The 21,633-nt window shown below is 59.8% G+C and carries 19 protein-coding genes, 1 tRNA gene and 1 pseudogene; 13 read left to right on the plus strand and 8 right to left on the minus strand.

The window, feature by feature from the left end; genetic code table 11:
• The 8 genes and pseudogenes from ACW8PS_RS15015 to ACW8PS_RS15050 form a co-directional block, all read left to right on the plus strand.
• Positions 1–133, plus strand: a pseudogene (locus tag ACW8PS_RS15015) (3'(2'),5'-bisphosphate nucleotidase CysQ); the annotation flags it as partial.
• A gap of 1 nt (position 134) precedes the next feature.
• Positions 135–932, plus strand: a complete 798-nt coding sequence (locus tag ACW8PS_RS15020; RefSeq protein ID WP_491528311.1) for a 3-deoxy-manno-octulosonate cytidylyltransferase — start codon at positions 135–137, stop codon at positions 930–932.
• Entirely contained in the window at positions 929–2,134 is a 1,206-nt protein-coding gene (locus ACW8PS_RS15025) for a glycosyltransferase family 2 protein (RefSeq protein ID WP_491528312.1), read from the plus strand. Before ACW8PS_RS15020 ends, ACW8PS_RS15025 begins: the two co-directional genes overlap by 4 nt.
• A gap of 136 nt (positions 2,135–2,270) precedes the next feature.
• Positions 2,271–3,164, plus strand: a complete 894-nt coding sequence (gene galU / locus ACW8PS_RS15030; protein ID WP_491528336.1) for a UTP--glucose-1-phosphate uridylyltransferase GalU — start codon at positions 2,271–2,273, stop codon at positions 3,162–3,164.
• Positions 3,165–3,228: 64 nt separating this feature from the next.
• Positions 3,229–4,392 carry a glycosyltransferase family 4 protein gene (locus ACW8PS_RS15035; protein WP_491528313.1) on the plus strand — a complete coding sequence of 388 codons (1,164 nt, stop codon included), beginning with the start codon at positions 3,229–3,231 and terminating at the stop codon, positions 4,390–4,392.
• Positions 4,389–5,399, plus strand: a complete 1,011-nt coding sequence (locus ACW8PS_RS15040; protein ID WP_491528314.1) for a glycosyltransferase family 2 protein — start codon at positions 4,389–4,391, stop codon at positions 5,397–5,399. The genes ACW8PS_RS15035 and ACW8PS_RS15040 overlap by 4 nt, the downstream gene beginning before the upstream one ends.
• A complete protein-coding gene (locus ACW8PS_RS15045; RefSeq protein ID WP_491528315.1) occupies positions 5,396–7,093 on the plus strand; it encodes a DUF5927 domain-containing protein in 1,698 nt (565 codons plus the stop codon). Before ACW8PS_RS15040 ends, ACW8PS_RS15045 begins: the two co-directional genes overlap by 4 nt.
• A gap of 3 nt (positions 7,094–7,096) precedes the next feature.
• Positions 7,097–8,527 carry a nodulation protein NodH gene (locus ACW8PS_RS15050; RefSeq protein ID WP_491528316.1) on the plus strand — a complete coding sequence of 477 codons (1,431 nt, stop codon included), beginning with the start codon at positions 7,097–7,099 and terminating at the stop codon, positions 8,525–8,527.
• A 2-nt stretch (positions 8,528–8,529) separates the two neighbouring features.
• Here ACW8PS_RS15050 and ACW8PS_RS15055 read toward each other — a convergent pair whose 3' ends face one another.
• The 7 genes from ACW8PS_RS15055 to ACW8PS_RS15085 all read right to left on the minus strand — a co-directional run bounded on the left by ACW8PS_RS15055 (position 8,530) and on the right by ACW8PS_RS15085 (position 12,455).
• Positions 8,530–8,994 carry a PTS sugar transporter subunit IIA gene (locus tag ACW8PS_RS15055; protein WP_491528317.1) on the minus strand — a complete coding sequence of 155 codons (465 nt, stop codon included), beginning with the start codon at positions 8,992–8,994 and terminating at the stop codon, positions 8,530–8,532.
• Between the two features lie 55 nt (positions 8,995–9,049).
• Entirely contained in the window at positions 9,050–9,616 is a 567-nt protein-coding gene (gene hpf / locus ACW8PS_RS15060; protein WP_491528318.1) for a ribosome hibernation-promoting factor, HPF/YfiA family, read from the minus strand.
• Positions 9,617–9,846: 230 nt separating this feature from the next.
• Positions 9,847–10,608, minus strand: a complete 762-nt coding sequence (gene lptB, locus ACW8PS_RS15065; RefSeq protein ID WP_491528319.1) for an LPS export ABC transporter ATP-binding protein — start codon at positions 10,606–10,608, stop codon at positions 9,847–9,849.
• Positions 10,609–10,614: 6 nt separating this feature from the next.
• Positions 10,615–11,100, minus strand: coding sequence for a lipopolysaccharide transport periplasmic protein LptA (lptA, locus tag ACW8PS_RS15070; protein WP_491528320.1), 486 nt, complete (start codon positions 11,098–11,100; stop codon positions 10,615–10,617).
• A gap of 10 nt (positions 11,101–11,110) precedes the next feature.
• Positions 11,111–11,707: an LPS export ABC transporter periplasmic protein LptC gene (gene lptC, locus ACW8PS_RS15075; RefSeq protein ID WP_491528322.1), complete on the minus strand. Its 597-nt coding sequence runs from the start codon at positions 11,705–11,707 to the stop codon at positions 11,111–11,113.
• A 10-nt stretch (positions 11,708–11,717) separates the two neighbouring features.
• Complete coding sequence (locus ACW8PS_RS15080; RefSeq protein ID WP_491528324.1) at positions 11,718–12,329, minus strand: ribonuclease D; 612 nt, start codon at positions 12,327–12,329, stop codon at positions 11,718–11,720.
• A gap of 39 nt (positions 12,330–12,368) precedes the next feature.
• Positions 12,369–12,455, minus strand: a tRNA-Leu gene (locus tag ACW8PS_RS15085).
• A 180-nt stretch (positions 12,456–12,635) separates the two neighbouring features.
• Between ACW8PS_RS15085 and ACW8PS_RS15090 the strand changes: the two genes are divergently transcribed.
• The gene (locus ACW8PS_RS15090; protein WP_491528325.1) at positions 12,636–13,622 is read left to right on the plus strand and encodes a complex I NDUFA9 subunit family protein; all 987 of its coding nucleotides are present in this window, start codon (positions 12,636–12,638) and stop codon (positions 13,620–13,622) included.
• On the opposite strand, the gene ACW8PS_RS15095 is transcribed toward ACW8PS_RS15090, so the two are convergent.
• Positions 13,619–14,422 (minus strand): undecaprenyl-diphosphate phosphatase, encoded by an 804-nt coding sequence (locus ACW8PS_RS15095; protein WP_491528326.1) that lies wholly within the window; start codon positions 14,420–14,422, stop codon positions 13,619–13,621. The two genes, ACW8PS_RS15090 and ACW8PS_RS15095, sit on opposite strands and share 4 nt — an antisense overlap.
• Before the next feature lie 231 nt (positions 14,423–14,653).
• Here ACW8PS_RS15095 and ACW8PS_RS15100 point away from each other — a divergent pair, with 231 nt between their 5' ends.
• The 4 genes from ACW8PS_RS15100 to gltB all read left to right on the plus strand — a co-directional run bounded on the left by ACW8PS_RS15100 (position 14,654) and on the right by gltB (position 21,606).
• Positions 14,654–16,087, plus strand: coding sequence for an NAD(P)-dependent oxidoreductase (locus ACW8PS_RS15100; protein WP_491528327.1), 1,434 nt, complete (start codon positions 14,654–14,656; stop codon positions 16,085–16,087).
• 139 nt (positions 16,088–16,226) lie between these two features.
• A complete protein-coding gene (locus ACW8PS_RS15105) occupies positions 16,227–16,937 on the plus strand; it encodes a hypothetical protein (protein ID WP_491528328.1) in 711 nt (236 codons plus the stop codon).
• A 20-nt stretch (positions 16,938–16,957) separates the two neighbouring features.
• Positions 16,958–17,071 carry a hypothetical protein gene (locus ACW8PS_RS15110; RefSeq protein ID WP_491528337.1) on the plus strand — a complete coding sequence of 38 codons (114 nt, stop codon included), beginning with the start codon at positions 16,958–16,960 and terminating at the stop codon, positions 17,069–17,071.
• Positions 17,068–21,606: a glutamate synthase large subunit gene (gene gltB / locus ACW8PS_RS15115; protein ID WP_491528329.1), complete on the plus strand. Its 4,539-nt coding sequence runs from the start codon at positions 17,068–17,070 to the stop codon at positions 21,604–21,606. Before ACW8PS_RS15110 ends, gltB begins: the two co-directional genes overlap by 4 nt.
• The last annotated feature ends 27 nt before the right edge of the window (positions 21,607–21,633 follow it).

Below are 21,633 nucleotides of genomic sequence, written 5' to 3' on the forward strand. Positions count from 1 at the left end.
CGCCGTGCTGCGCGGCGCGGGCGGTCATATGATCCGCTTCGATGATCATGCGCCCTTCACCTATGGCAAGCCGGGCTATGAGAACCCGTTTTTCATTGCCCACGCCCCCGGCGTCGATCTGAAGGCGGGCTGATATGCGCATTGTCTGCATCATCCCGGCGCGCTTTGCCTCAACCCGGTTTCCCGGCAAGCCACTGGCTGAACTGCGCGGGGCCACCGGCATTTCGCGCAGCCTGATTGAACGCAGTTGGTTGGCGGCGCAGGAAGTTACCGGCATCGACGCGGTCTATGTCGCCACCGATGATGACCGGATCCGCGATGCGGCGGCGGGGTTTGGGGCGCAGGTTCTGATGACATCGGACAGGTGCAGAAATGGCACCGAACGTTGCGCCGAAGCGGTGCAGCAGCTTGGCGATGTCGAGATGGTGATAAATCTGCAGGGCGACGCGCCGCTGACGCCGGCCTGGTTTCTGGAAGACCTGATTGCCGGGTTGCGCGCGGCACCTGACGCCGCCCTGGCGACGCCGGTTTTGCGTTGTGATGGCGAAACCCATTCGGCGCTGATGGCCGATCGCCATGCCGGTCGTGTCGGCGGCACCACGGCCGTGTTCGACGCCGATCACCACGCGCTCTATTTCTCCAAGGAAGTCATCCCCTATACCGGTCAGATATTTCCGCGCGACGCCGCGACGCCGGTATTTCACCATGTCGGTGTCTACGCCTATCGGCCTGATGCTCTCATGGCCTACCCAACCTGGCCGGTCGGCGCGCTGGAAACACTGGAAGGGTTGGAGCAATTGCGGTTTCTGGAATCCGGGCACAAGGTTCTGTGCGTCGAGGTTGACGCCCGCGGCCGCAAGTTCTGGGAATTGAACAACCCCGAAGATGTGCCCCGGATCGAGACCATGCTGGCCGAAATGGGGGCACCTTGAGCCAAAACCCGACGGTCAGCGTTGTCATCGTCAGCCACGGGCGGCCAGCCTTGTTGCGGCGGGCGCTGATCGGGGTCAGCCAGCTGTTCTATCGCCCGTTTGAGGTTGTGGTGATCGCGGATCAGGCCGGGTTGGACGCAATCTCGGATCTGCCGTTCTGCGGCAAAATAAAATCCGGGCTGCAGGCAGTGCCCAATATCTCAGCGGCGCGCAATCAGGGGGTCGATCTGGCGGGTGGTGAAATTGTCGGTTTCATTGATGATGATGCCGTGCCCGAACCCACCTGGCTGGACTATCTGACCGCACCGTTTACCGACCCTGACTTGATGGCGGCAACCGGCACTGTTCTGGGCCGCAACGGGATCAGCCTGCAATGGGGCCAACGCAGCGTTGATGCAAAGGGGGTGGCATATCCGGTTCAGGGGCCGTTGCCGGCGGGCCATGCGGTAAAGCTGGAAGGCACCAATATGGCCATCCGGCGCCCTGCGCTGAGTGCCCTTGGCGGGTTCGATCAAGGCTTCAGCTTTTTCCTGGATGAAACCGATCTTGCCTGGCGCTTGAAGGGTGCCGGAATGCAGGCCGGTTTTGCGCCCAAAGCCACGGTCCATCACGGCTATGCCGAAAGCCTGCGCCGCAGCGCCACCCGGGTGCCGAAGAGCCTGTTCCAGATCGGGGCCAGCAGCGCGCTCTATCTGCGCAAACATGGTGACCCCGAGATGACAGAGGCGCGATTGCGCGATCTGTTGCAGGAGCAATCGCATCGCGTGCAGGGATTTGTGCGCAAGGGCGACGTATCAGTAGATGAAATGCGGCACCTGCTGGAGGATTTGCAGGCGGGCATTGCCGCGGGCCGTGGGGCTGACCCTGCCCCGGCCCACAGGGTTGCCACCCCGCCCGATTTTGATCCTTTGATCACCGACCCGGCCCCGGCCCCGGTGATCCTTGCCGGGCGGTGGTTTCAGCGCAGGGCGCTTGAGGATCAGGCAGAAAAGGCCGCCGGGCAAGGCCGGTCGACCAGCCTGCTTTTGCTGGCCCCCACTATGCGTGCGCATCGCGTTTCATTTTCCAATACGGGTGTTTGGGTGCAATCGGGCGGCCTGTTTGGACCGTCTGAGCGTAGCCAGCCGCGTTTTCGATACTGGGGCTTTGCTGCACGTATCGCGCAAGAACGGGCCCGTCTGGCCGGAATTCGCTGGATTTAGGGGCCGCAACCGGTTCATGATTTGGCTGAAGTCATAAAAATGGCCTAGTCTGGCGAAAGAACTGCCCAGTTCGTTTGGCAGACTGAAAAGAAAGGGGCATTGACCCCTTCGACATGGCTGAAAATGGTTGGGGTAAATCATGAAAAAAGTAACGAAAGCGATATTTCCTGTTGCGGGCCTTGGAACGCGGTTTTTGCCGGCCACCAAATCCATCCCAAAGGAAATCATGACGCTGGTTGACCGGCCCCTTATCCAATACGCGATTGACGAGGCGCGCGCGGCCGGGATCAAGGAGTTTATCTTTGTCACCGCACGCGGCAAAAGCGCGCTGGAAGACTATTTTGACGTTGCCCCCGAACTGGAACACTCGCTGCGCAAAAAGGGCAAGTTTGATATTCTCGAAATGCTGAAATCTACCAATATGGATTCAGGTGAGATCGCCTATATGCGCCAGAACAAGGCCTTGGGTCTGGGTCATGCGGTCTGGTGCGCGCGGCGTCTTTTGGGAAATGAGTCCTTTGCCGTGATCCTGCCCGATGACGTGATCGCCGCCGACACGCCCTGTCTGCAACAGATGATGGAAGCGCATGCCGAGATCGGTGGCAATATGGTCGCGGCAATGGAGGTTCCGCCCGAGAAAGCCTCGGCCTATGGCATTCTGGATGTGAAGGAAGACATGGGGTCGGTTGTTTCCGTGAAGGGCATGGTGGAAAAACCGACGGTCGAGGATGCGCCGTCGAACCTTGCTGTCATCGGCCGCTACATCCTCAGCCCCAATGTCATGCGCAACCTCAACCGCGCCAAGGCGGGCAGTGGCGGAGAGATCCAGTTGACCGATGCCATCGCACAGGAGATTGCGGTGTCGGACAATGTCTATGGCTTCCGGTTTCGTGGCCAACGCTATGATTGCGGATCCAAGGCCGGGTTCCTGCAGGCAACCGTGGCCTTTGGCATGGCCCGCGATGATCTGCGCGAGGAGTTTTCGCAGTTTCTGGACGGTATGATGGCCATGAAGAACGCAGCCCAGTGATCTGATGCCGGGCCCGCTATGCCTTGATCTGACGCGACTGTTATCGCGCGTTGGGCGCGGCCCGATGACCGGTGTTGACCGGGTGGAACGCGCCTATGCAGACTGGGTTCTGGCGACCGACCCCGACCCCCGGTTTCTGGTGCGCACATCGCGGGGCTATGCCCTGTTCGGCCGCGATGGCGCGCGGGCTTTTCTGAATGCGCTGGACGATAACGGCCCCTGGGGCAAGCCCGATCTTCTGTCACGTCTGACCGGAAAGGCGGCAAACCCGCGCCATGCGGCAGAAGCCCTGCTGCGTCGCCACGCGTTGGCGCGATGTTTGCCGGGCCGCTTGCTGCCATGCCTGTCGGATCATCTGCGCGAAAACACCATCTACCTGAATATCGGGCACAGCAATCTGACCGACCAGGTTCTGAAAGCCTTTCGCGCCCTGCCCGATATTCGTGCAGCGGTCTTCATCCATGATGTGATTCCGCTAGACTACCCGCAGTATTCCAGCCCCGGCTTTCCCGAACATTTCGCAGCGATGATGGCGCGCGTTGTCGCCTGCGCCGATATGATCCTGTGCAATTCCGATGATACCGCGACGCGGCTCAGATCCCGGTTCGATGCGCTGCCGCCTGTGACTGGTGCTCATCTGGGGCTGACCGATCTTGTTCCGGCGGAGCCCCTGCCATCGCCAATCGACGCTGATATCCCACGATTCGTAACACTTGGCACGATCGAGCCGCGCAAGAACCACGCGCTGCTGCTTGATGTGTGGGAGGCGTTGCCAAAGGAGAACCGCCCGCATCTGCATATTGTCGGACATCGCGGATGGGCCGATGCCGACCTGCTGGCGCGTCTTGATACGCATCCGCTGCGCAATGAGGCGATATTCGAACATAGCGGCCTGAGCGATGCGCAGGTAACGGGGCTTTTGACAGGGGCGCATGGGCTGCTTTTCCCCACCCTGGCCGAGGGGTTTGGCTACCCGGCGGCCGAGGCCGCACGCCTGAATGTGCTGCCGATCTGTGCGGATCTGCCGGTTTTGCGGGAAATCCTTGGTGATTGCGGCGTTTACCTTGATCCCATGAATGCGTATTCTTGGCTGGAAACGATAAAGAAACGGTCGGCGGTTAATATCGCGGCAGAATCCCTGCCTGCTTATGACGCACCGACCTGGCAGGCGCATTTTGAAACGGTTGCTGCGGCGCTTTGGCCGCAAGGGCATGAAGGTGAGGCATGAGGGCGGTCCGGCGATACAAGCTCCGCCTTGAGCGGAAACGGTTCCTTGTCAGGGCCTGGCGCAAGGCGCGTGAGCTGATGCTTGTCGCCGATCGCACCGATGATATCCGCCCCAGTGACGTGTTGTGCTTTGTCACCCTGCGCAATGAACGCATCCGGCTGCCGTATTTCCTGAACTATTACCGCGACCGTGGTGTGTCACATTTCATTTTTGTCGATAATGACAGCACCGATGGCACCCGCGAATACCTGGCGGCACAGGGCGATTGTTCGGTCTGGATGTCGCAGGGCAGCTATAAACGGTCCCGCTTCGGAATGGATTGGATCAACGCGCTGCTGCGTCAGTTCGGCCACGGGCATTGGTGTATTATCGTCGACCCCGATGAATTCCTGGTCTACCCGTTCTGCGACACCAGGCCGATTCCGGCGTTGACCGACTGGCTTGGGGCCTCTTCGATCAAATCTTTCGGTGCGATGCTGCTGGATATGTATCCCAAGGGGGCGATCACGGCGCAGCCCTATAGTGAAGGGCAGAACCCCTTTGATATCGCCTGCTGGTTCGACAGCGGCAATTATCTGATCGACCGGAACTGGGATTACGGAAATCTCTGGATACAGGGCGGCCCCCGGTCGCGCCTGTTCTTTGACAAAAATCCCGAACGCGCGCCGGCACTGAACAAAATTCCACTGGTGAAATGGGATAAAAGCTATGCCTTTGCCAGTTCCACCCACATGCTGCTGCCACGCGGGCTGAACCTCGTGTTCGATGAATGGGGCGGCGAAAAAGCGTCGGGTGTGTTGATGCATGCCAAGTTTCTCGACACCTTCACCACCAAGGCGCGGGAGGAATTGCAGCGCAAGCAACACTACGCCAACAGCCATGAATACAAGGCCTATCATGCCGGCCTGAACGAAGACCCCAACCTGTGGTGCAAGTGGTCCGAGCGTTACATCAACTGGCGCCAGCTTGAGATTCTCGGCCTCATGTCCAAGGGGAACTGGGCATGAGCGTCGGCTTTGTCATGATGTGCCACACCGCGCTGGACCGGGCCGCGCAGGTGGCGCGCCATTGGGCCGAACGGGGTTGCCCGGTGGTGATCCATGTTGACAAACGGGTGCCAAAACCGTCGTTCGACGGGCTGCGCGAAGCGGTGAAAGACCTGCAGAACATCCGCTTTTCGGGGCGCCATAAATGCGAATGGGGCACCTGGTCTCTGGTGCAGGCCTCGCAAACCGCATCCGAGGTCATGCTGGCTGAGTTTCCGGAGGTCCGGCATGTGTTTCTGGCCAGCGGATCCTGCCTGCCACTGCGCCCGGTCGAGGAATTGCGCGCTTATCTGGCCGCCCGCCCGCGCACTGATTTTATCGAAAGCGTGACGACCGAAGATGTGGAATGGACGGTGGACGGGCTGCATTCCGAACGCTTCCAGCTGCGGTTTCCGTTTTCGTGGAAACGGCACAGGTGGCTGTTTGACGGGTATGTCGAATTGCAGCGCAAGGTGGGCTTCCAGCGCAAGATGCCGGACAAGCTGGTGCCGCATCTGGGATCGCAATGGTGGTGCCTGACGCGCCAGACCCTGTCAGCGATTTTGCAGGATCCCTCGCGCAAATCCTATGACCGGTTCTTTCAAAAGGTCTGGATCCCCGACGAAAGCTATTATCAGACATTGGTCCGCAAATATTCGACCCGGATCGAAAGCCGGTCGCTAACCCTGTCGAAGTTCGACTTTCAGGGCAAGCCACATGTGTTTTATGATGACCATCTGCACCTGCTGCGCCGGTCGGACTGTTTCGTCGCGCGCAAGATATGGGCCAAGGCCGACAGGCTTTATGACACGTTCCTGAATGATCAGGATCGCGGAACGGTGATGTCGGAACCCGCGCCGGGCAAGATTGACCGGGTCTTTGCCAAGGCGCTGGAACGCCGGACCCGTGGGCGCGCCGGCATGTATATGCATAGCAGGTTCCCGAACCCGGATTGGGAAAACGGCAAATCCTGCGCGCCCTATTCGGTGTTTCAGGGGTTCAACGATCTTTTTGAAAATTTTGAGCCGTGGCTGTCGCGCCGGTTGGGCACACGGGTGCATGGCAACCTGTTTGATCCGGCCCGCGTGCGATTTGCCGGTGATGGCGATGTCTATTCCGGTTGCCTGTCGGCCAGCGCCGATCTGCGCGACTATAACCCCGAACGATTCCTGACCAGCCTGATCTGGAATACGCGCGGCGAACGGCAGGTGTTCCAGTTTTCGCCGCGCGATGTGCAGCGGGTTGCGTGGTTCATGGCGAGTGATGGCAATGCGCAGATCTCGGTCATTACCGGGGCCTGGGCGGTGCCGCTTTTTACCACCAACAAGGATTTTCAGACGATCCGCAAACAGGCCGCGCATCTGCAAAAACAGGAGGTTGATTTCGTCAACATCCTGCGCCGGGTGCAAACCCGGGCCGAAGTGCGGATCTGGTCGCTGGCCGAGTTCATCGAAGAACCGATGGAACATCTGCAATCCATCCTTGATGCGATGGGTGGCCCCGCCGTCGCGCGCCTGACCGAAGCCCCGCGCATGGTTGATCTGACCGGTTTTGGCCAGTTCCTGCAAAACCTGAAAAACCAGGGCATGAACCCGCATGTGATGGGTGATTTCCAGGCCGAAGTCTCGGAAATACAAGCGAAACCCGGTGGCGCGCGCCCCTATCTGGTAAGGTGACCGATGGACCGAAAATTCGACGCGTTCGTAATCTTCGCCGAAATGCGAACAGGCTCGAATTACATCGAGGCGACGTTGAACGACCTGCCCGATCTTGACTGTCTGGGCGAGGTTTACAACCCGACCTTCATCGCGCATCACAACATGTTCGAGATGCACGGGGTCGATATGGACCGGCGCGAGAAAAAGCCGCTCGATCTGTTGGATGCGATCATCGACAATGCCGGCGATACGCTGCCCGGGTTCCGGTTTTTTCACGACCACGACCCGCGGGTGCTGGATCACATCCTGCCCGATCCGCGCATCGCCAAGGTGATTTTGACGCGCAACCCGCTGGAAAGCTATGTCAGCCGCCGGATTGCTTCTGAGACCGGCCAGTGGCGCCTGACCGACATGAAACATGCCCGCAGTGCCAAGATCGAATTTCGCCTGTGGGAATTCGAGAACATGCTGACCGATTTGCAGAATTTCCAGATCAAATTGCAACGCGGGCTTCAGGTCACCGGGCAGACGGCGTTTTATATCCGCTATGACGACATTAATGATGTGGACGTCATCAACGGGCTGGCGAGGTTTCTGGGGTCCGAGCATGAATTGGATGGCACCAATTCCAAGCTGAAAAAACAAAACCCAAGTGATCTGTCCCAGAAAGTTGAAAACTACGACCATATGGTGCGGGTGCTGAACAGGCTGGACCGGTTTGATCTGGGTCGGACCCCGAATTTTGAGCCGCCACGCCATGCCGGGGTGCCGAATTTCCACGCCATTCCCGATACCGGCCTGTTATTCATGCCGATCAAGGGGGCCGCGGTCGAGCCGATAAAGACATGGATGGCAGGGTTGGCCGGAATCGAGCTCGATGACCTGCTGACCGGGATGAACCAGAAAGACCTGCGGCGGTGGATGCGCAAACATCCCGGCTATCGCAGCTTTACCGTTCTTCGGCACCCGCTGAAACGTGCCTATCACGTGTTCAACACCTGCATTCTGCCCGATGACCGCCCGGCATTTTCGAATATCCGCCGGGTTTTGCGCAAACGATACGGGTTGCCGATCCCCGAAAAGGGTCTGATCAAAGGCTATTACGCCGATCAGCATCAGGAGGCGTTCATTGCCTTTCTGAAATTTCTGAAAGGCAATCTGGCCGGTCAGACCAGCGTCAAGACCGAACCGGTCTTTGCCTCGCAAACCGCGATTTTGCAGGGGATGGCCAATGTAACCCTGCCCGATCATCTGTTCCGCGAAGATGATCTGATCGCCGGGCTGCCGCGGCTGGCGGCTGAACAAACCGGCCAGCCCGTTGATTTTGACATGGCCGTTGATGACGGGCCGTTCCCGTTGGCCGAGATCAACAATTTTGAGGTTGCGGCCTTGATTGAGGATATCTACCGCAAGGATTTTCTGAATTTCGGATTTGCCCCCTGGGAGGCTTGAGGTCAGGCGGCCTGCGTCGAGCGCGCCTCGGTCAATAGCGAATAAAGTGTGCCTGCATCCGAATTCGCGCGCAGTTTTGCGCATAGAACCGGGTCTCGCAAGGTGCGGGAGACAAGCGCCAGCGCTTTCAGATGTTCGGTGCCTGCCTCTTCGGGTGCAAAAAGCGCAAAGACCAGATCAACCGGCTGCCGGTCGACCGATTCAAAATCTATCGGGCGCTCGAGCTTCAGGAAAACGCCCTGAACGCCGTTCAGCTCCTCCAATCGGGCATGTGGCAGGGCAACGCCATGGCCAAACCCGGTCGGCCCCAGGTTTTCCCGATCCAGAAGTGCTGCAGATATATCGGACGAGGTCAGGCCGGTCAGGTCCGACGCAACTTCGGCCACGGCCTGCATCAGGCGTTTTTTGCTGCTGACATCAGACACGTTCTTTACCGCTTGCGGCTGCAGTATCGTTGACAGATCCATGGAACTTCCCTGTTGTCGGGGTCGGCTTCACGCCGGCCCCTTGGTTTTCTGTCCCTTAACGGGGGTCGATCCAGCCGACATTTCCGTCTTCACGGCGATAGACCACGTTCAGCCCATCATGTCCTTCATTACGGAACACCAGAACCGGCGCGCCCGCAATTTCCATCTGCATTACCGCCTCTCCGACCGACAAGGAAGGGATCTTTGTCTCCATCTCGGCCACGATAATGGGTTGGAGTGATTCGGGTTCGTCTGTTTCCGTATCTTCCGAGCCCGCGAGGATATAGGTGGATCCCATAAAATGTTCAACGGGTGTTGAACGGTCGCGATGATGATCCTTCAACCGGCGCTTGTAGCGGCGCAGTTGCTTTTCCATCTTGTCGCAGCATTTGTCGAAAGACAAATAGATCTCATGTTCCGAGGCTTTCGCCGAAGCGGTCAGTCCGGTGGAGAGATGAACCGTGGCCTCGCAGGTGAATTCGCTGCCGTTGCGCGAAAAAATAACCGAGGCATCTGTAGGCCGTTCGGCATATTTTGCCACCGCAGCACCCAGCCCATCTTTCACGTGGGTCTGAAGAGCATCTCCAATGTCGATCTGTTTTCCGCTGATCTGGTAACGCATTTGGCCTCCAATTCTCTGGTCAGTCCCGTCGGGATGATCCCACGGGCTGCGTGTCAGTGCCATGATGTAGAGAAGAAACCGGGCTGAGATTTGCGCATTTGGCGGGCCAGAACGGGCCCGGTCTGAAGAACACAAAAATCAGACACGATTTTGAACATCAGGAGTATTTGGCGATGAAATGGGTGGAACTGTCAATGCGGCCTGAGCGCATTTTGCGCGAAACGCAGCGTTCAACTGATGCGGAAAGAATGCCCAAGATAAACCCGGCGCACGTTTTCGTCCTGCACAACCTCTTCGGCGGTGCCGCTCATCAACATGGTGCCGTCATGCAGGATATAGGCGCGGTCCACGATTTCCAGCGTTTCGCGCACATTGTGGTCGGTGATCAACACGCCCAGCCCGCGTTTCTTGAGATCCGAGACAAGGCCACGGATTTCGGCCACCGCAATGGGATCGACGCCCGCAAAGGGTTCATCGAGCAGCAGATAGCGCGGGTTGGACGCCAGACAGCGGGCGATTTCGGCGCGTCTGCGTTCTCCGCCCGACAGCGACAGGGCCGGTGCCGCGCGCAGGTGGCTGATGGAGAAATCTGACAAAAGCTCCTCCAGCCGTTCATGGCGTTTGTGGCGGTTTTTCTCGGTTATTTCGAGAATGGCTGCGATATTGGCCTCCACCGTCAAGCCGCGAAAGATCGACATTTCCTGCGGCAAATATCCGATACCGGCCTTGGCGCGGCGATACATCGGCAAATGGGTCACGTCCTGGCCGTCCAGCATCACGGTGCCACCTTCGGGCGTGACCAGCCCGGCGATGGCATAAAAACAGGTGGTCTTGCCCGATCCGTTGGGGCCAAGCAGGGCCACGACTTCACCCCGGTTCAACGACAAGGTGACATCGCGGATCACCGGGCGGCGGCGATAGCTTTTTCGCAGATTGGTGACATGCAGCCCCTGCTGCCCATCGGCCATCACAAGGTCGGGTTTTGCGGCCATCAGCCCCTACTCCGCCGGTTGCAGAACGGTGCGCACGCGCCCTTCTACCGTGCCGTTGCCGGTATTCAGGTCAATCGATAACCGGTCGCCTGAAATTGCCGTGCGGCCCTGCGTCACCAGCACATCGCCGCTCAGGAACATGGCTCCGGTGCTTACGGAATATTCGGCGCGATTGCCTTCGGCGGCATCCTGGCCGCGCGTCAGCAGCACGCCGCCGGTGGCAACGACCCGGTCCACTTCCTGGGCACCGCCCGCGGCCCCATAAAACACCGTCACCTCGGCGGCGGCCATGCGCAGATCACCTTGAATGACAACCACATTACCCGCAAAAATCGCGTTTCCGGTGGCCTGATCGACGCTAAGACTGTCGGATGTGACCTCAATCGGTTGGCTGGCATCATGCGCAACACCCCCGAACCCGATGGCCATTTGGGCCAGCGCGGGCAGGGCAAGCAGCAGTGTCGAAACAAGAGCGGCTAAAATGACCCGCATGAAATCTCCATTATCTTTGCGGATCGTATAGCATCCGAACGCCGCCGTTGAAAACGACAAGATTGTTTCCTTCGGTTCCGCTTACTTCCATCGAACCCGCCTGCAAGGTGATGCCGGGGCCGGTAACGTCGACCGGGCCGGGTGAGGATGCCCTGAATTCACTGAGATTGAAGCGCAACAGATCGGTGGTCAGCTGATAGCCATTCGATGTTGTCAGTCCCACGGATGTGCTGAGATCGGCCATTTGCGCCGCCAGATCGAAAATCCCCGTCTCAGCTACAATCAGCAGGACCGAGGTTTCGTCCAGATCGACGCGGGCCTCGATATCGGTGGCTTCTATATGATTGGGATCTCCCGCTACGGGCGTGGCCCGGTTGGCGGTAAAGATCACCTCCCGGCCATCACTCAGCGTGCCGGCAAACCGGGGCTGGCCCAGGCTTTGTTCACGGGCCAGTTCCTCTACATCGACATTGGCAAACGGAATCGCACGGTTCGGGTCAGGCGTGCGCGAAAACAGAAACAACGTTGAAAGCAGCGCCAAGGCAACCAGCGGCAGGATGATCTTCACCCAGGAAACGACGCGGGAATAAGTGTTGGAAGAGGCCATGCCAGCCGCCCTAATGGGAAAAGATGTCGATTTCGGGCCAACCGGCAAGATCAAGCTTTGCGCGCATGGGCAGGAAATCGAAACAGGCCTGCGCCATTTCGGTGCGCCCTTCCCGTTCCAGTCGCTCGACAAACATCGCGCGCAGCTGATGCAGATACATCACGTCGGACGCGGCATAGGATTTCTGCGCTTCGCTGAGCTCGGGCGCGCCCCAGTCGGAGCTTTGCTGCTGTTTCGAGATGTCGATATTCAGCATTTCCTGGCACAGGTCCTTCAGCCCGTGCCGATCCGTATAGGTGCGGGTCAGCTTGGATGCGATCTTGGTGCAGAAAACCGGGGCCGCCAGCGCGCCAAAGGCATGATACATCGCGGCAATGTCGAACCGCCCGAAATGAAACAGCTTCAACGTGGCGGGGTCTTGCAGCAGGCGGGCCAGGTTGGGCGCGCTGGTCTGGCCTTTTTCGACCTGCACAAGATGCGCATTGCCGTCACCATCCGACATCTGGACCAGGCAAAGCCGGTCGCGATGCGGGTTCAGCCCCATGGTTTCACAATCGATTGCCACAACCGGCCCAAGCGTCAGCCCGTCCGGCAAATCATTCTTGTAAAGGTGGATTGTCACGGGTTTCTCTTCCATCATGCGCAGATCGCCGGAGGAGAATGGTGCCCAGGAGAGGACTCGAACCTCCACATCCTTGCGAATACTAGCACCTGAAGCTAGCGCGTCTACCAATTCCGCCACCTGGGCAGGTGTCGTGAGGCCGCGATGTAAGGCGCGCCGGGTGCAGTGTCAACGCCCCTTGCGCGAAAAACAGCGGGGCCCGGGTTTCGACCCAATCGGTCACGGGGTCCGGGGCGAATTGCGCCTTGTCGTGCAGGGCCTTGGCGCGTATCAACCTTGGCAACACGGGGACCGGAGGGACAAGGCATGTCGAAACTGGTGACAATCTTTGGCGGATCCGGCTTTGTTGGCCGCTATATTGCTCAGCGGATGGCAAAGCAGGGCTGGCGCGTGCGTGTGGCCGTGCGCCGCCCGAACGAGGCGCTGTTTGTCCGGCCTTACGGCGTTGTCGGTCAGGTGGAGCCTGTCCTGGCCAATATCCGCGACGATGCCTCGGTTGCCGCTGCCATGGCCGGGGCCGATGCGGTGGTAAACTGTGTCGGTGTGCTGACCGAACGCGGGCGCAACGGGTTTGACGCGGTTCATGTCGAAGGTGCGGGGCGCGTTGCCCGGCTGGCGGCGGCGGCGGGTATCGGCCGGCTGATCCATCTGTCTGCCATCGGGGCCGATGCAAATTCGAACAGCGATTATGCCCGCACCAAGGCCGAAGGCGAGGCCGTGGTGCTTGAACATTTCCCCGGCGCGATCATTCTTCGGCCATCCGTGATCTTTGGCGTCGAGGACAGATTTTTCAACCGCTTCGCGCAGATGACCAAGCTTGGCCCGGTATTGCCTCTGGTTGGCGGCAATACCCGGTTTCAGCCGGTCTATGTCGATGATGTGGCTGCTGCTGCCGAAGCTGCCGTTCTGGGCAGCGCCGCCCCCGGCATCTATGAGCTGGGTGGCCCCGATACCGACACTCTGCATGGGTTCGTGGATCTGATGCTGCGCGTCATCCGGCGTCGCCGTCTGGTGGTGAATCTGCCGTTTTGGGTCGGGTCGCTGATGGGGTTGGGCTTTGGAGCGATGCAGGCGATATCGCTTGGGTTGATTCACAATTCCATTCTGACCCGGGATCAGGTGCGCCTTTTGCGCCATGACAATGTGGTGGCCGATGGGGCCATGGGCCTTGCTGATCTGGGGGTCGTGCCCACGGATATGGAGGCCGTGCTGGATGACTACCTGTGGGTCTACCGCCCCGGCGGGCAATATTCGGATCTTCAGGCCAGCGCCCGGAACTTGCGCGACATCTAACTGTAGGCGATCACCAGCAACACGATGCCCAGGATCATCCGATAGATCACGTAGGGTGTAAAGCTGACGCTACGCAACAACCGCATCATCAGGCTGAGCGCGCCCAGGGCCGCCAGAAACGAAAAGAAAGCTGCAATCGCGCCGTCGCGGGCGGCTTGTGCATCCGCCGTGAAAATCACTTCTGTTCCCAACAGAACGCCGGATGCGATGATGGTCGGGATCGACATCAGCATCGAAAGGCGCGCGGCGTCGGAGCGGGTATATCCAAGCGTCCGGGCCGCTGTGATGGTGATCCCCGACCGGGACGTGCCGGGGATCAGGGCAACCGCCTGCCAAAGCCCCATGATCAACGCGTGGCGCAGGCTCCAATGCCGGGCCGAAAGGCGCTCCTGCCCGCGTTGATCGGCCCAGTAGAGCACGATGCCGAAAATCAGCATGGTCCATCCGATCACGGTGATCGACCGCAAAGCATCGTCATAGCCGGTAAGGCTCAGGGCCAGCCCGAACAGAATCACCGGGATCGTGGCAATGACCAATCCAAGCGCCAGCTTTGCGCCACGGCTGTCGCGTTCGCCACGAAAAAGATCCCGGAACCCGGACAGGGCCAGCAGAACGTCTTTTCTGAAATAGAGAACAACCGCCCCAAGCGTGCCGATATGAACCGCAACGTCGATGATCTGCCCCTGATCGTCCAGCCCGGTCAGAATTGGCAACAAGATCAGGTGACCAGAGGAAGAGATCGGCAGAAATTCAGTGATACCCTGAATGATCGCGACCAGAAGAAGGTTAAACAGGCTCATATCACGCGATCCGGGTGAAGGTGGGTGTGGGTGGTGTGGTGCACTGATAAACAGTCATTTTTATGATTAAAGACAATACTACTTACCTAAATTATACAATGACGGCGGCTGGGCGCGGATAATCCGGGATGTTTTCCGATTAAAGGTCAGCATTACTGTCTTTTCATGCAAAATAGAGGGCGGTATATGGGCGGTCTGGTGATCTTATGCCGAAAACCTGGGGGGCGCGCCATGGCTGAACAGAAGATGCTGAAATTTGTCACGGTCGGCAAGGCCATGCCGGAAAAACGTGCCGCCGACACGCGGCGCCTGGATTTCAAGGAGATCTATGGCGAATACGCCGCCGCAAAGGCCGCCGAACAGGCCAGCCGTTGCAGCCAATGCGGCGTGCCCTATTGCCAATCGCATTGCCCGCTGCACAATAATATCCCCGATTGGCTGCGCCTGACCGCCGAGGGCCGCTTGCGCGAAGCCTATGAGCTGAGCCAGGCCACCAATACCTTCCCCGAGATTTGCGGCCGTATCTGCCCCCAGGATCGCCTGTGCGAAGGCAATTGCGTGATCGAACAATCCGGCCACGGCACCGTCACCATCGGATCGGTCGAAAAATACATCACCGATACCGCCTGGGAAGAAGGCTGGGTCAAACCCATCGCACCGGCGATTGAACGCAGTGAGAGCGTTGGCATCATCGGCGCGGGCCCCGGTGGGTTGGCGGCGGCCGATGTGCTGCGCCGCCAGGGTGTGCAGGTCACGATCTATGATCGCCATGACCGCGCGGGCGGCTTGCTGACTTATGGCATTCCCGGCTTCAAGCTGGAGAAAGACATCGTTCTGCGCCGCAATGATCAACTGGAAGCGGGCGGCGTTACCTTCAGGCTGAACTGCAATGTGGGTGCGGATATCACCTTTGCGCAGATCCGTGCGGCACATGATTTTGTGGTCATCGCCACCGGCGTCTACAAGACCCGCGAATTGAAAACCCCCGGTTCGGGGGCCGCCGGGATCGTGAAGGCGATTGATTACCTGACCGCCTCGAACCGGCACGGCTTTGGCGATGATGTGCCCGAATTTGACAGCGGTGCGTTGAATGCCGAAGGCAAACGCGTGGTGGTGATCGGCGGTGGTGACACTGCGATGGATTGCGTGCGCACCGCCATCCGGCAGGGCGCGACCTCTGTCAAATGCCTGTATCGCCGCGACCGGGCCAATATGCCGGGCAGCCAGCGCGAGGTTCAGAATGCCGAAGAAGAAGGCGTGGAATTTGTCTGGCTGACCGCGCCCAAGGGCTTTGCGGGCGACCCTGTTTCCGGCGTGATGGTGCAACGGATGCGACTGGGTCAACCCGATGCGACCGGGCGTCAAAGCCCCGAAATCATCGACGGGGCCGATTATGTGGAAAGTGCCGATCTGGTGGTCATGGCGTTGGGGTTCGAGCCTGAGGACCTGCCCGTCTTATGGGACACGCCCGAACTGGACGTGACCCGTTGGGGCACCGTCACCACCAGTTTCGAGACCCATGAAACCAATTTGCCGGGCGTCTATGCGGTGGGTGATATTGCGCGCGGTGCCAGCCTGGTGGTCTGGGCGATTCGCGACGGGCGCGAGGCCGCAGAGGCGATATTGGCGCAGCTGACGGCAGGCGCGACCGTGGCGGCGGAATAAGGGTTAAAACGGGGGTGAAGAGCCGCATTTCGGGGCTGTCACACCGCATACACACCCCGTGCACAGGCTGTGCATACAAATTGTACAGACGCCGGTGCGGCGGTGTTGTTAGGGCAAGTTAAGGGTCAAGGAGGCTGACATGAACAATGGATACCCGCCGCTTTTTGCTGCGTTGGCACTGGCATTCGGCGCGAGTGTCGCGCCGGTGGCTGCCCTGGCGCAAGGGGCCGGCATCATAACGCCACCGCCCGGATGTTCGGCCTTTCTGACGGTGCAATCGCGCAGTTGCGTGGTGTCGCATATGTGGACCTGCGAGGGCGACCCCGAAGGCACGCATTGGCGCCTGTCGATGGATGGCGACGGGCCTTTCGCATTGTCCTTTACCGATTCCGAATTTCGCTGGCTGTTATCTTATGACCTGCGCGGCGGGGCGCAGACGACACTGATCGAGCCCGAGGAAGACCCGGCCTCGATCACCGAGCTGTTCGAGACCGGCAGCGATTCGATGGTGTTCAGCACGATCTACGAAGACGGCACCGGGCTTCGCATTCGGCGCGATTATACCGGATTTGACCGGCTGACCGGTGAAACTGCCGAAATTGACGGGCGCATTCTGAACCGCACGCAGTTTTCCTATGAATACGATCTGGGCGATGGCCCGCGCCGGGTGGAAGGCACGCAATATGTGCAGGAAGGCTGGCGGATGTTCTTTGGCGGGCTGGAAGTGACCGAATTGCCCGGCGGGGAAAGGTTCGAGAGCGACAATTCCCCGATGGAGTTTGCCGAGCCGGGCGAACGCGGCTTCCTGAGCGACCAGCCGCTTTATGATTGCGGAGACATGATGTCATGACGGCGCGGGCGGGGCGGAGCATGTGCGGTGCGGTGACGGTTTCTGCTGGCCGGTCTCCCGGCCTGTTGGAGGTTTGCGATTGCGATAGGTGCCGCCGCTGGGCTGGTGCCGCAGATGAAGGAAATGCCCAATGACAAATTATGATGCAAACTGGGCCGTGGCCGAACAAGCCAAGCGCAAGTGGATGGCGGAAAACGGGCTGTATTCCGAGGCGGAGGAACATGCCTCCTGCGGGGTGGGTCTGGTGGTGGCGCTGGATGGCAAGCCGCGTCGCCAGGTGGTCGAGGCGGGGATAACCGCGCTGAAGGCGATCTGGCATCGCGGCGCTGTCGATGCCGATGGCAAGACCGGCGACGGGGCCGGAATTCACGTCCAGATCCCGGTCATGTTCTTTTACGATCAGATCCGGCGCACCGGGCATGAACCGGACATGAATGCCCTGATGGCCGTGGGTCAGGTGTTTTTGCCGCGCAGCGATTTCGGCGCGCAGGAATCCTGCCGGATAATCGTGGAATCGGAAGTTTTGCGGATGGGCTACTACATCTATGGCTGGCGCCATGTGCCGGTCGATATCACCTGTCTGGGCGAAAAGGCCAACGCGACCCGGCCCGAGATCGAGCAGATCCTGATATCCAATTCCAAGGGCGTGAATGAGGAACAGTTCGAGCGCGAGCTTTATGTCATCCGCCGCCGGATCGAAAAGGCGGCCATGGCGGCGGGAATTCAGGGGCTGTATCTGGCCTCGCTGTCCTGCCGGTCGATCATTTACAAAGGCATGATGCTGGCCGAACAGGTGGCCGATTTCTACCCCGACCTGACCGATGACCGGTTCGAGAGCGCCTTTGCGATCTATCATCAGCGCTATTCGACCAACACGTTCCCGCAATGGTGGCTGGCGCAGCCGTTTCGGATGCTGGCCCATAATGGCGAGATCAATACGCTGAAGGGTAACCTGAACTGGATGAAAAGCCATGAAATCCGCATGGCACACAGCTATTTCGGAGAACTGGCCGAAGATATCAAACCGATCGTTGCCGGTGGCTCGTCTGATTCTGCCGCGCTGGATGCGGTGTTTGAGGTTCTGGTGCGCGCGGGGCGAAACGCGCCGATGGCCAAGACGATGCTGGTGCCCGAGGCCTGGTCGAAATCCTCGACCGAACTGCCGAAACCGTGGCAGGACATGTATGCCTATTGCAATTCGGTGATGGAACCCTGGGATGGCCCCGCCGCCCTGGCGATGACCGATGGCCGCTGGGTCTGTGCCGGTCTTGATCGCAACGGGCTCAGGCCGATGCGCTATGTCGTGACCGGGGATGGGCTGCTGATTGCCGGATCCGAGACCGGGATGGTGCCGGTCGATGAAGCCCGCGTGGTTGAAAAGGGCGCGCTTGGGCCGGGGCAGATGATCGCTGTCGACATGACCGAAGGCCGGTTGTTCCACGATACCGAAATCAAGGACGCGCTGTCCGCCTCGCGCCCGTTTGGCGATTGGGTGGGTCGGATCACCGATCTGGGCGCGGAAACCGAGGGCCTGTCCGAAACCGGAGGTTTTGGCGGTGCCGAGCTGCGCAAACGTCAGATCGCGGCGGGCTATAGCATCGAGGAGCTTGAAGCGGTGCTGGCCCCGATGGCAGAAGATGGCAAGGAGGCGCTGGCCTCGATGGGGGACGATACGCCAAGCGCTGTTTTGTCGTCGCAATATCGGCCGCTCAGCCACTACTTCCGGCAGAATTTCAGCCAGGTGACGAACCCGCCGATTGACTCTTTGCGCGAATTTCGGGTGATGAGCCTGAAAACCCGCTTTGGCAATCTGAAAAACGTGTTGGATGAAGACAGCAGCCAGACCGAGATCCTGGTGCTGGAAAGCCCGTTTGTGACCAATGCCCAGTTTGACGCCATGCTGGACCATTTCGGCGATAGCGTGGTGACGATTGACTGCACATTTCCCGCCGGCGGCACCCAGGGCGTGCTGCGCATCGCGCTGGACCGGATCCGCGACGAGGCCGAGGATGCGGTGCGGTCCGGGGCCGGGCATATTGTGCTGAGCGATCGGGCCCAGGATGCAAACATGGCCGCGATGCCGATGATATTGGCGACAAGTGCTGTCCATAGCTGGTTGACCCGGAAAGGGCTGCGCACATTCTGTTCGATCAATGTGCAATCCGCCGAATGTATCGACCCGCATTATTTTGCCGTGCTGATCGGCGCGGGCGCGACCACTGTGAACGCCTATCTGGCGCAGGACAGCCTGGCCGAGCGGAGCGACCGGGGGTTGCTGGATTGCGACCTGACGACCGCGATGGCGCGCTATCGGATGGCGATTGATCAGGGGCTGCTCAAGATCATGGCAAAGATGGGCATCTCGGTCATTTCCTCTTATCGGGGCGGGCTGAATTTCGAGGCCGTGGGGCTGAGCCGCGCCATGGTGGCGGAGTTTTTCCCCGGCATGACCAGCCGGATCAGTGGCATTGGCGTCAACGGCGTGCAGCGCAAGGCCGAAGAGGTGCATGCAAAAGGCTGGACCGACGCGGTCGATATCCTGCCCATCGGCGGGTTCTACAAGGCGCGCAGAACCGGCGAGAAACACGCCTGGGAAGCGCAGACCATGCATATGCTGCAAATGGCCTGCAACACCGGGTCCTATGAGATGTGGAAACAGTATTCGGCCAAGATGAAGGCCAATCCGCCGATTCATCTGCGCGACCTGCTGGACATCAAGCCGATGGGCAAGCCGGTGCCGATAGAAGAGGTGGAAAGCATCACTTCGATTCGCAAACGGTTCGTGACGCCGGGGATGAGCCTTGGCGCGCTCAGCCCCGAGGCGCACCGGACGCTGTCGATTGCGATGAACCGGATCGGTGCCAAATCGGATTCCGGCGAAGGCGGCGAAAGCCCCGATGATTTCACGCCGGAACCCAATGGCGACAATGCCAGCGCCAAGATCAAGCAGGTGGCATCTGGCCGGTTCGGGGTGACGGCGGAATATCTGCTGGCCTGCGAAGAGCTTGAGATCAAGGTGGCCCAAGGGGCCAAGCCCGGCGAGGGCGGGCAGTTGCCCGGCATGAAGGTCACCGAACTGATCGCCAAACTGCGCCATTCGACCAAAGGCGTGACGCTGATCAGCCCGCCGCCACATCACGACATCTATTCCATCGAGGATCTGGCGCAGCTGATTTATGACCTCAAGCAGATCAACCCGCATGCCAAGGTTACGGTGAAGCTGGTGGCAAGTTCCGGCGTCGGCACGATTGCGGCCGGTGTGGCCAAGGCCAAGGCTGATATCATCCTGATTTCGGGGCATAATGGCGGCACCGGAGCCAGCCCCGCGACCTCGATCAAATTTGCCGGGCTGCCTTGGGAAATGGGCCTGACCGAGGCGCATCAGGTTCTGGCGATGAACAAGCTGCGCGAACGTGTGACGCTGCGCACCGATGGCGGGTTGCGCACCGGGCGCGACATCGTGATGGCCGCGATGATGGGGGCCGAGGAATACGGTATCGGCACTGCCGCGCTGATTTCCATGGGCTGCATCATGGTGCGCCAATGCCAGAGCAATACCTGCCCGGTGGGCGTCTGCACGCAGGATGACGCGCTGCGCGACAAATTCACCGGCACGGCCGACAAGGTGGTGAACCTCATCACCTTCTACGCCCAGGAAGTGCGGGAATTGCTGGCCTCGATCGGGGCACGTAGCCTGGATGAGGTGATCGGACGCGCCGATCTGTTGAGTCAGGTCAGCCGTGGCAATGCCCATCTGGATGATCTGGATCTCAATCCGCTGCTGATCACCGTCGATGGCGCGGACCGGATCGTTTATGACCGCAACAAGCCAAGAAACGAGGTGCCCGATACGCTGGACGCCAAGATCGTGCGCGATGCGGAACGGTTCCTGCGCGATGGCGAAAAGATGCAGCTTTCCTATGCGGTGCAGAACACGCTGCGATCCATCGGCACCCGCACCAGCAGCCATATCGTGAAGAATTTCGGGATGCGCAACAACCTGCAGCCCGACCATCTGACCGTGAAACTGGAAGGATCAGCCGGTCAGGCGCTGGGGGCATTCGCGGCACCGGGGCTGAAACTGGAAGTCTCGGGGGACGCCAATGATTATGTCGGCAAGGGCCTGTCGGGTGGCATCATCGTGGTGCGTCAGGCGCAGGTCAGCCCGCTGCGGGCCGATGAGAACACCATTATCGGCAACACGGTGCTTTACGGTGCGACCGATGGCTATCTCTTTGCTGCCGGGCGGGCCGGGGAACGCTTTGGCGTGCGAAATTCCGGCGCGCGCGCGGTGATCGAAGGCTGCGGGTCCAACGGGTGCGAATACATGACCGGCGGTGTTGCCGTGATCCTGGGCAGCATCGGGGCCAATTTCGGCGCGGGCATGACCGGCGGCATGGCCTATCTTTATGATCCCGAAGCCGAGGCGCAGATCAACATGAACCTTGAAACACTGGTAACCGGCCCGGTGGCTGACGGCCATTGGGAGGGTGAGTTGAAAGGGCTGGTTGAACGCCATGCGCAGGAGACCGGATCGCGCAAGGCGGCCGAAATTCTGCAATACTGGGATACCGAACGCAGAAATTTCCTGCAGATCTGCCCGCTGGAGATGCTGGACAAGCTGCCGCATCCGCTGGCGAGTGAGGCGGCAGCGATGCCCGCCGAATAGGGCGCCAGAACCCGGATTTACAAGGTA

This window comes from Alterinioella sp., assembly GCF_058343375.1.

Excerpts from the sequence above, each read along its gene's own strand:
- ACW8PS_RS15105 (WP_491528328.1), top strand. The coding sequence starts at position 16,227 with ATGAACAATGGATACCCGCCGCTTTTTGCTGCGTTGGCACTGGCATTC.
- ACW8PS_RS15090 (WP_491528325.1), top strand. The coding sequence starts at position 12,636 with ATGTCGAAACTGGTGACAATCTTTGGCGGATCCGGCTTTGTTGGCCGC.
- gltB (WP_491528329.1), top strand. The coding sequence starts at position 17,068 with ATGACAAATTATGATGCAAACTGGGCCGTGGCCGAACAAGCCAAGCGC.
- ACW8PS_RS15035 (WP_491528313.1), top strand. The coding sequence starts at position 3,229 with ATGACCGGTGTTGACCGGGTGGAACGCGCCTATGCAGACTGGGTTCTG.
- ACW8PS_RS15110 (WP_491528337.1), top strand. The coding sequence starts at position 16,958 with ATGTGCGGTGCGGTGACGGTTTCTGCTGGCCGGTCTCCCGGCCTGTTG.
- lptB (WP_491528319.1), bottom strand. The coding sequence starts at position 10,608 with ATGGCCGCAAAACCCGACCTTGTGATGGCCGATGGGCAGCAGGGGCTG.
- lptA (WP_491528320.1), bottom strand. The coding sequence starts at position 11,100 with ATGCGGGTCATTTTAGCCGCTCTTGTTTCGACACTGCTGCTTGCCCTG.
- lptC (WP_491528322.1), bottom strand. The coding sequence starts at position 11,707 with ATGGCCTCTTCCAACACTTATTCCCGCGTCGTTTCCTGGGTGAAGATC.
- ACW8PS_RS15100 (WP_491528327.1), top strand. The coding sequence starts at position 14,654 with ATGGCTGAACAGAAGATGCTGAAATTTGTCACGGTCGGCAAGGCCATG.
- ACW8PS_RS15095 (WP_491528326.1), bottom strand. The coding sequence starts at position 14,422 with ATGAGCCTGTTTAACCTTCTTCTGGTCGCGATCATTCAGGGTATCACT.
- ACW8PS_RS15020 (WP_491528311.1), top strand. The coding sequence starts at position 135 with ATGCGCATTGTCTGCATCATCCCGGCGCGCTTTGCCTCAACCCGGTTT.
- hpf (WP_491528318.1), bottom strand. The coding sequence starts at position 9,616 with ATGCGTTACCAGATCAGCGGAAAACAGATCGACATTGGAGATGCTCTT.
- ACW8PS_RS15040 (WP_491528314.1), top strand. The coding sequence starts at position 4,389 with ATGAGGGCGGTCCGGCGATACAAGCTCCGCCTTGAGCGGAAACGGTTC.
- ACW8PS_RS15055 (WP_491528317.1), bottom strand. The coding sequence starts at position 8,994 with ATGGATCTGTCAACGATACTGCAGCCGCAAGCGGTAAAGAACGTGTCT.
- ACW8PS_RS15045 (WP_491528315.1), top strand. The coding sequence starts at position 5,396 with ATGAGCGTCGGCTTTGTCATGATGTGCCACACCGCGCTGGACCGGGCC.
- ACW8PS_RS15050 (WP_491528316.1), top strand. The coding sequence starts at position 7,097 with ATGGACCGAAAATTCGACGCGTTCGTAATCTTCGCCGAAATGCGAACA.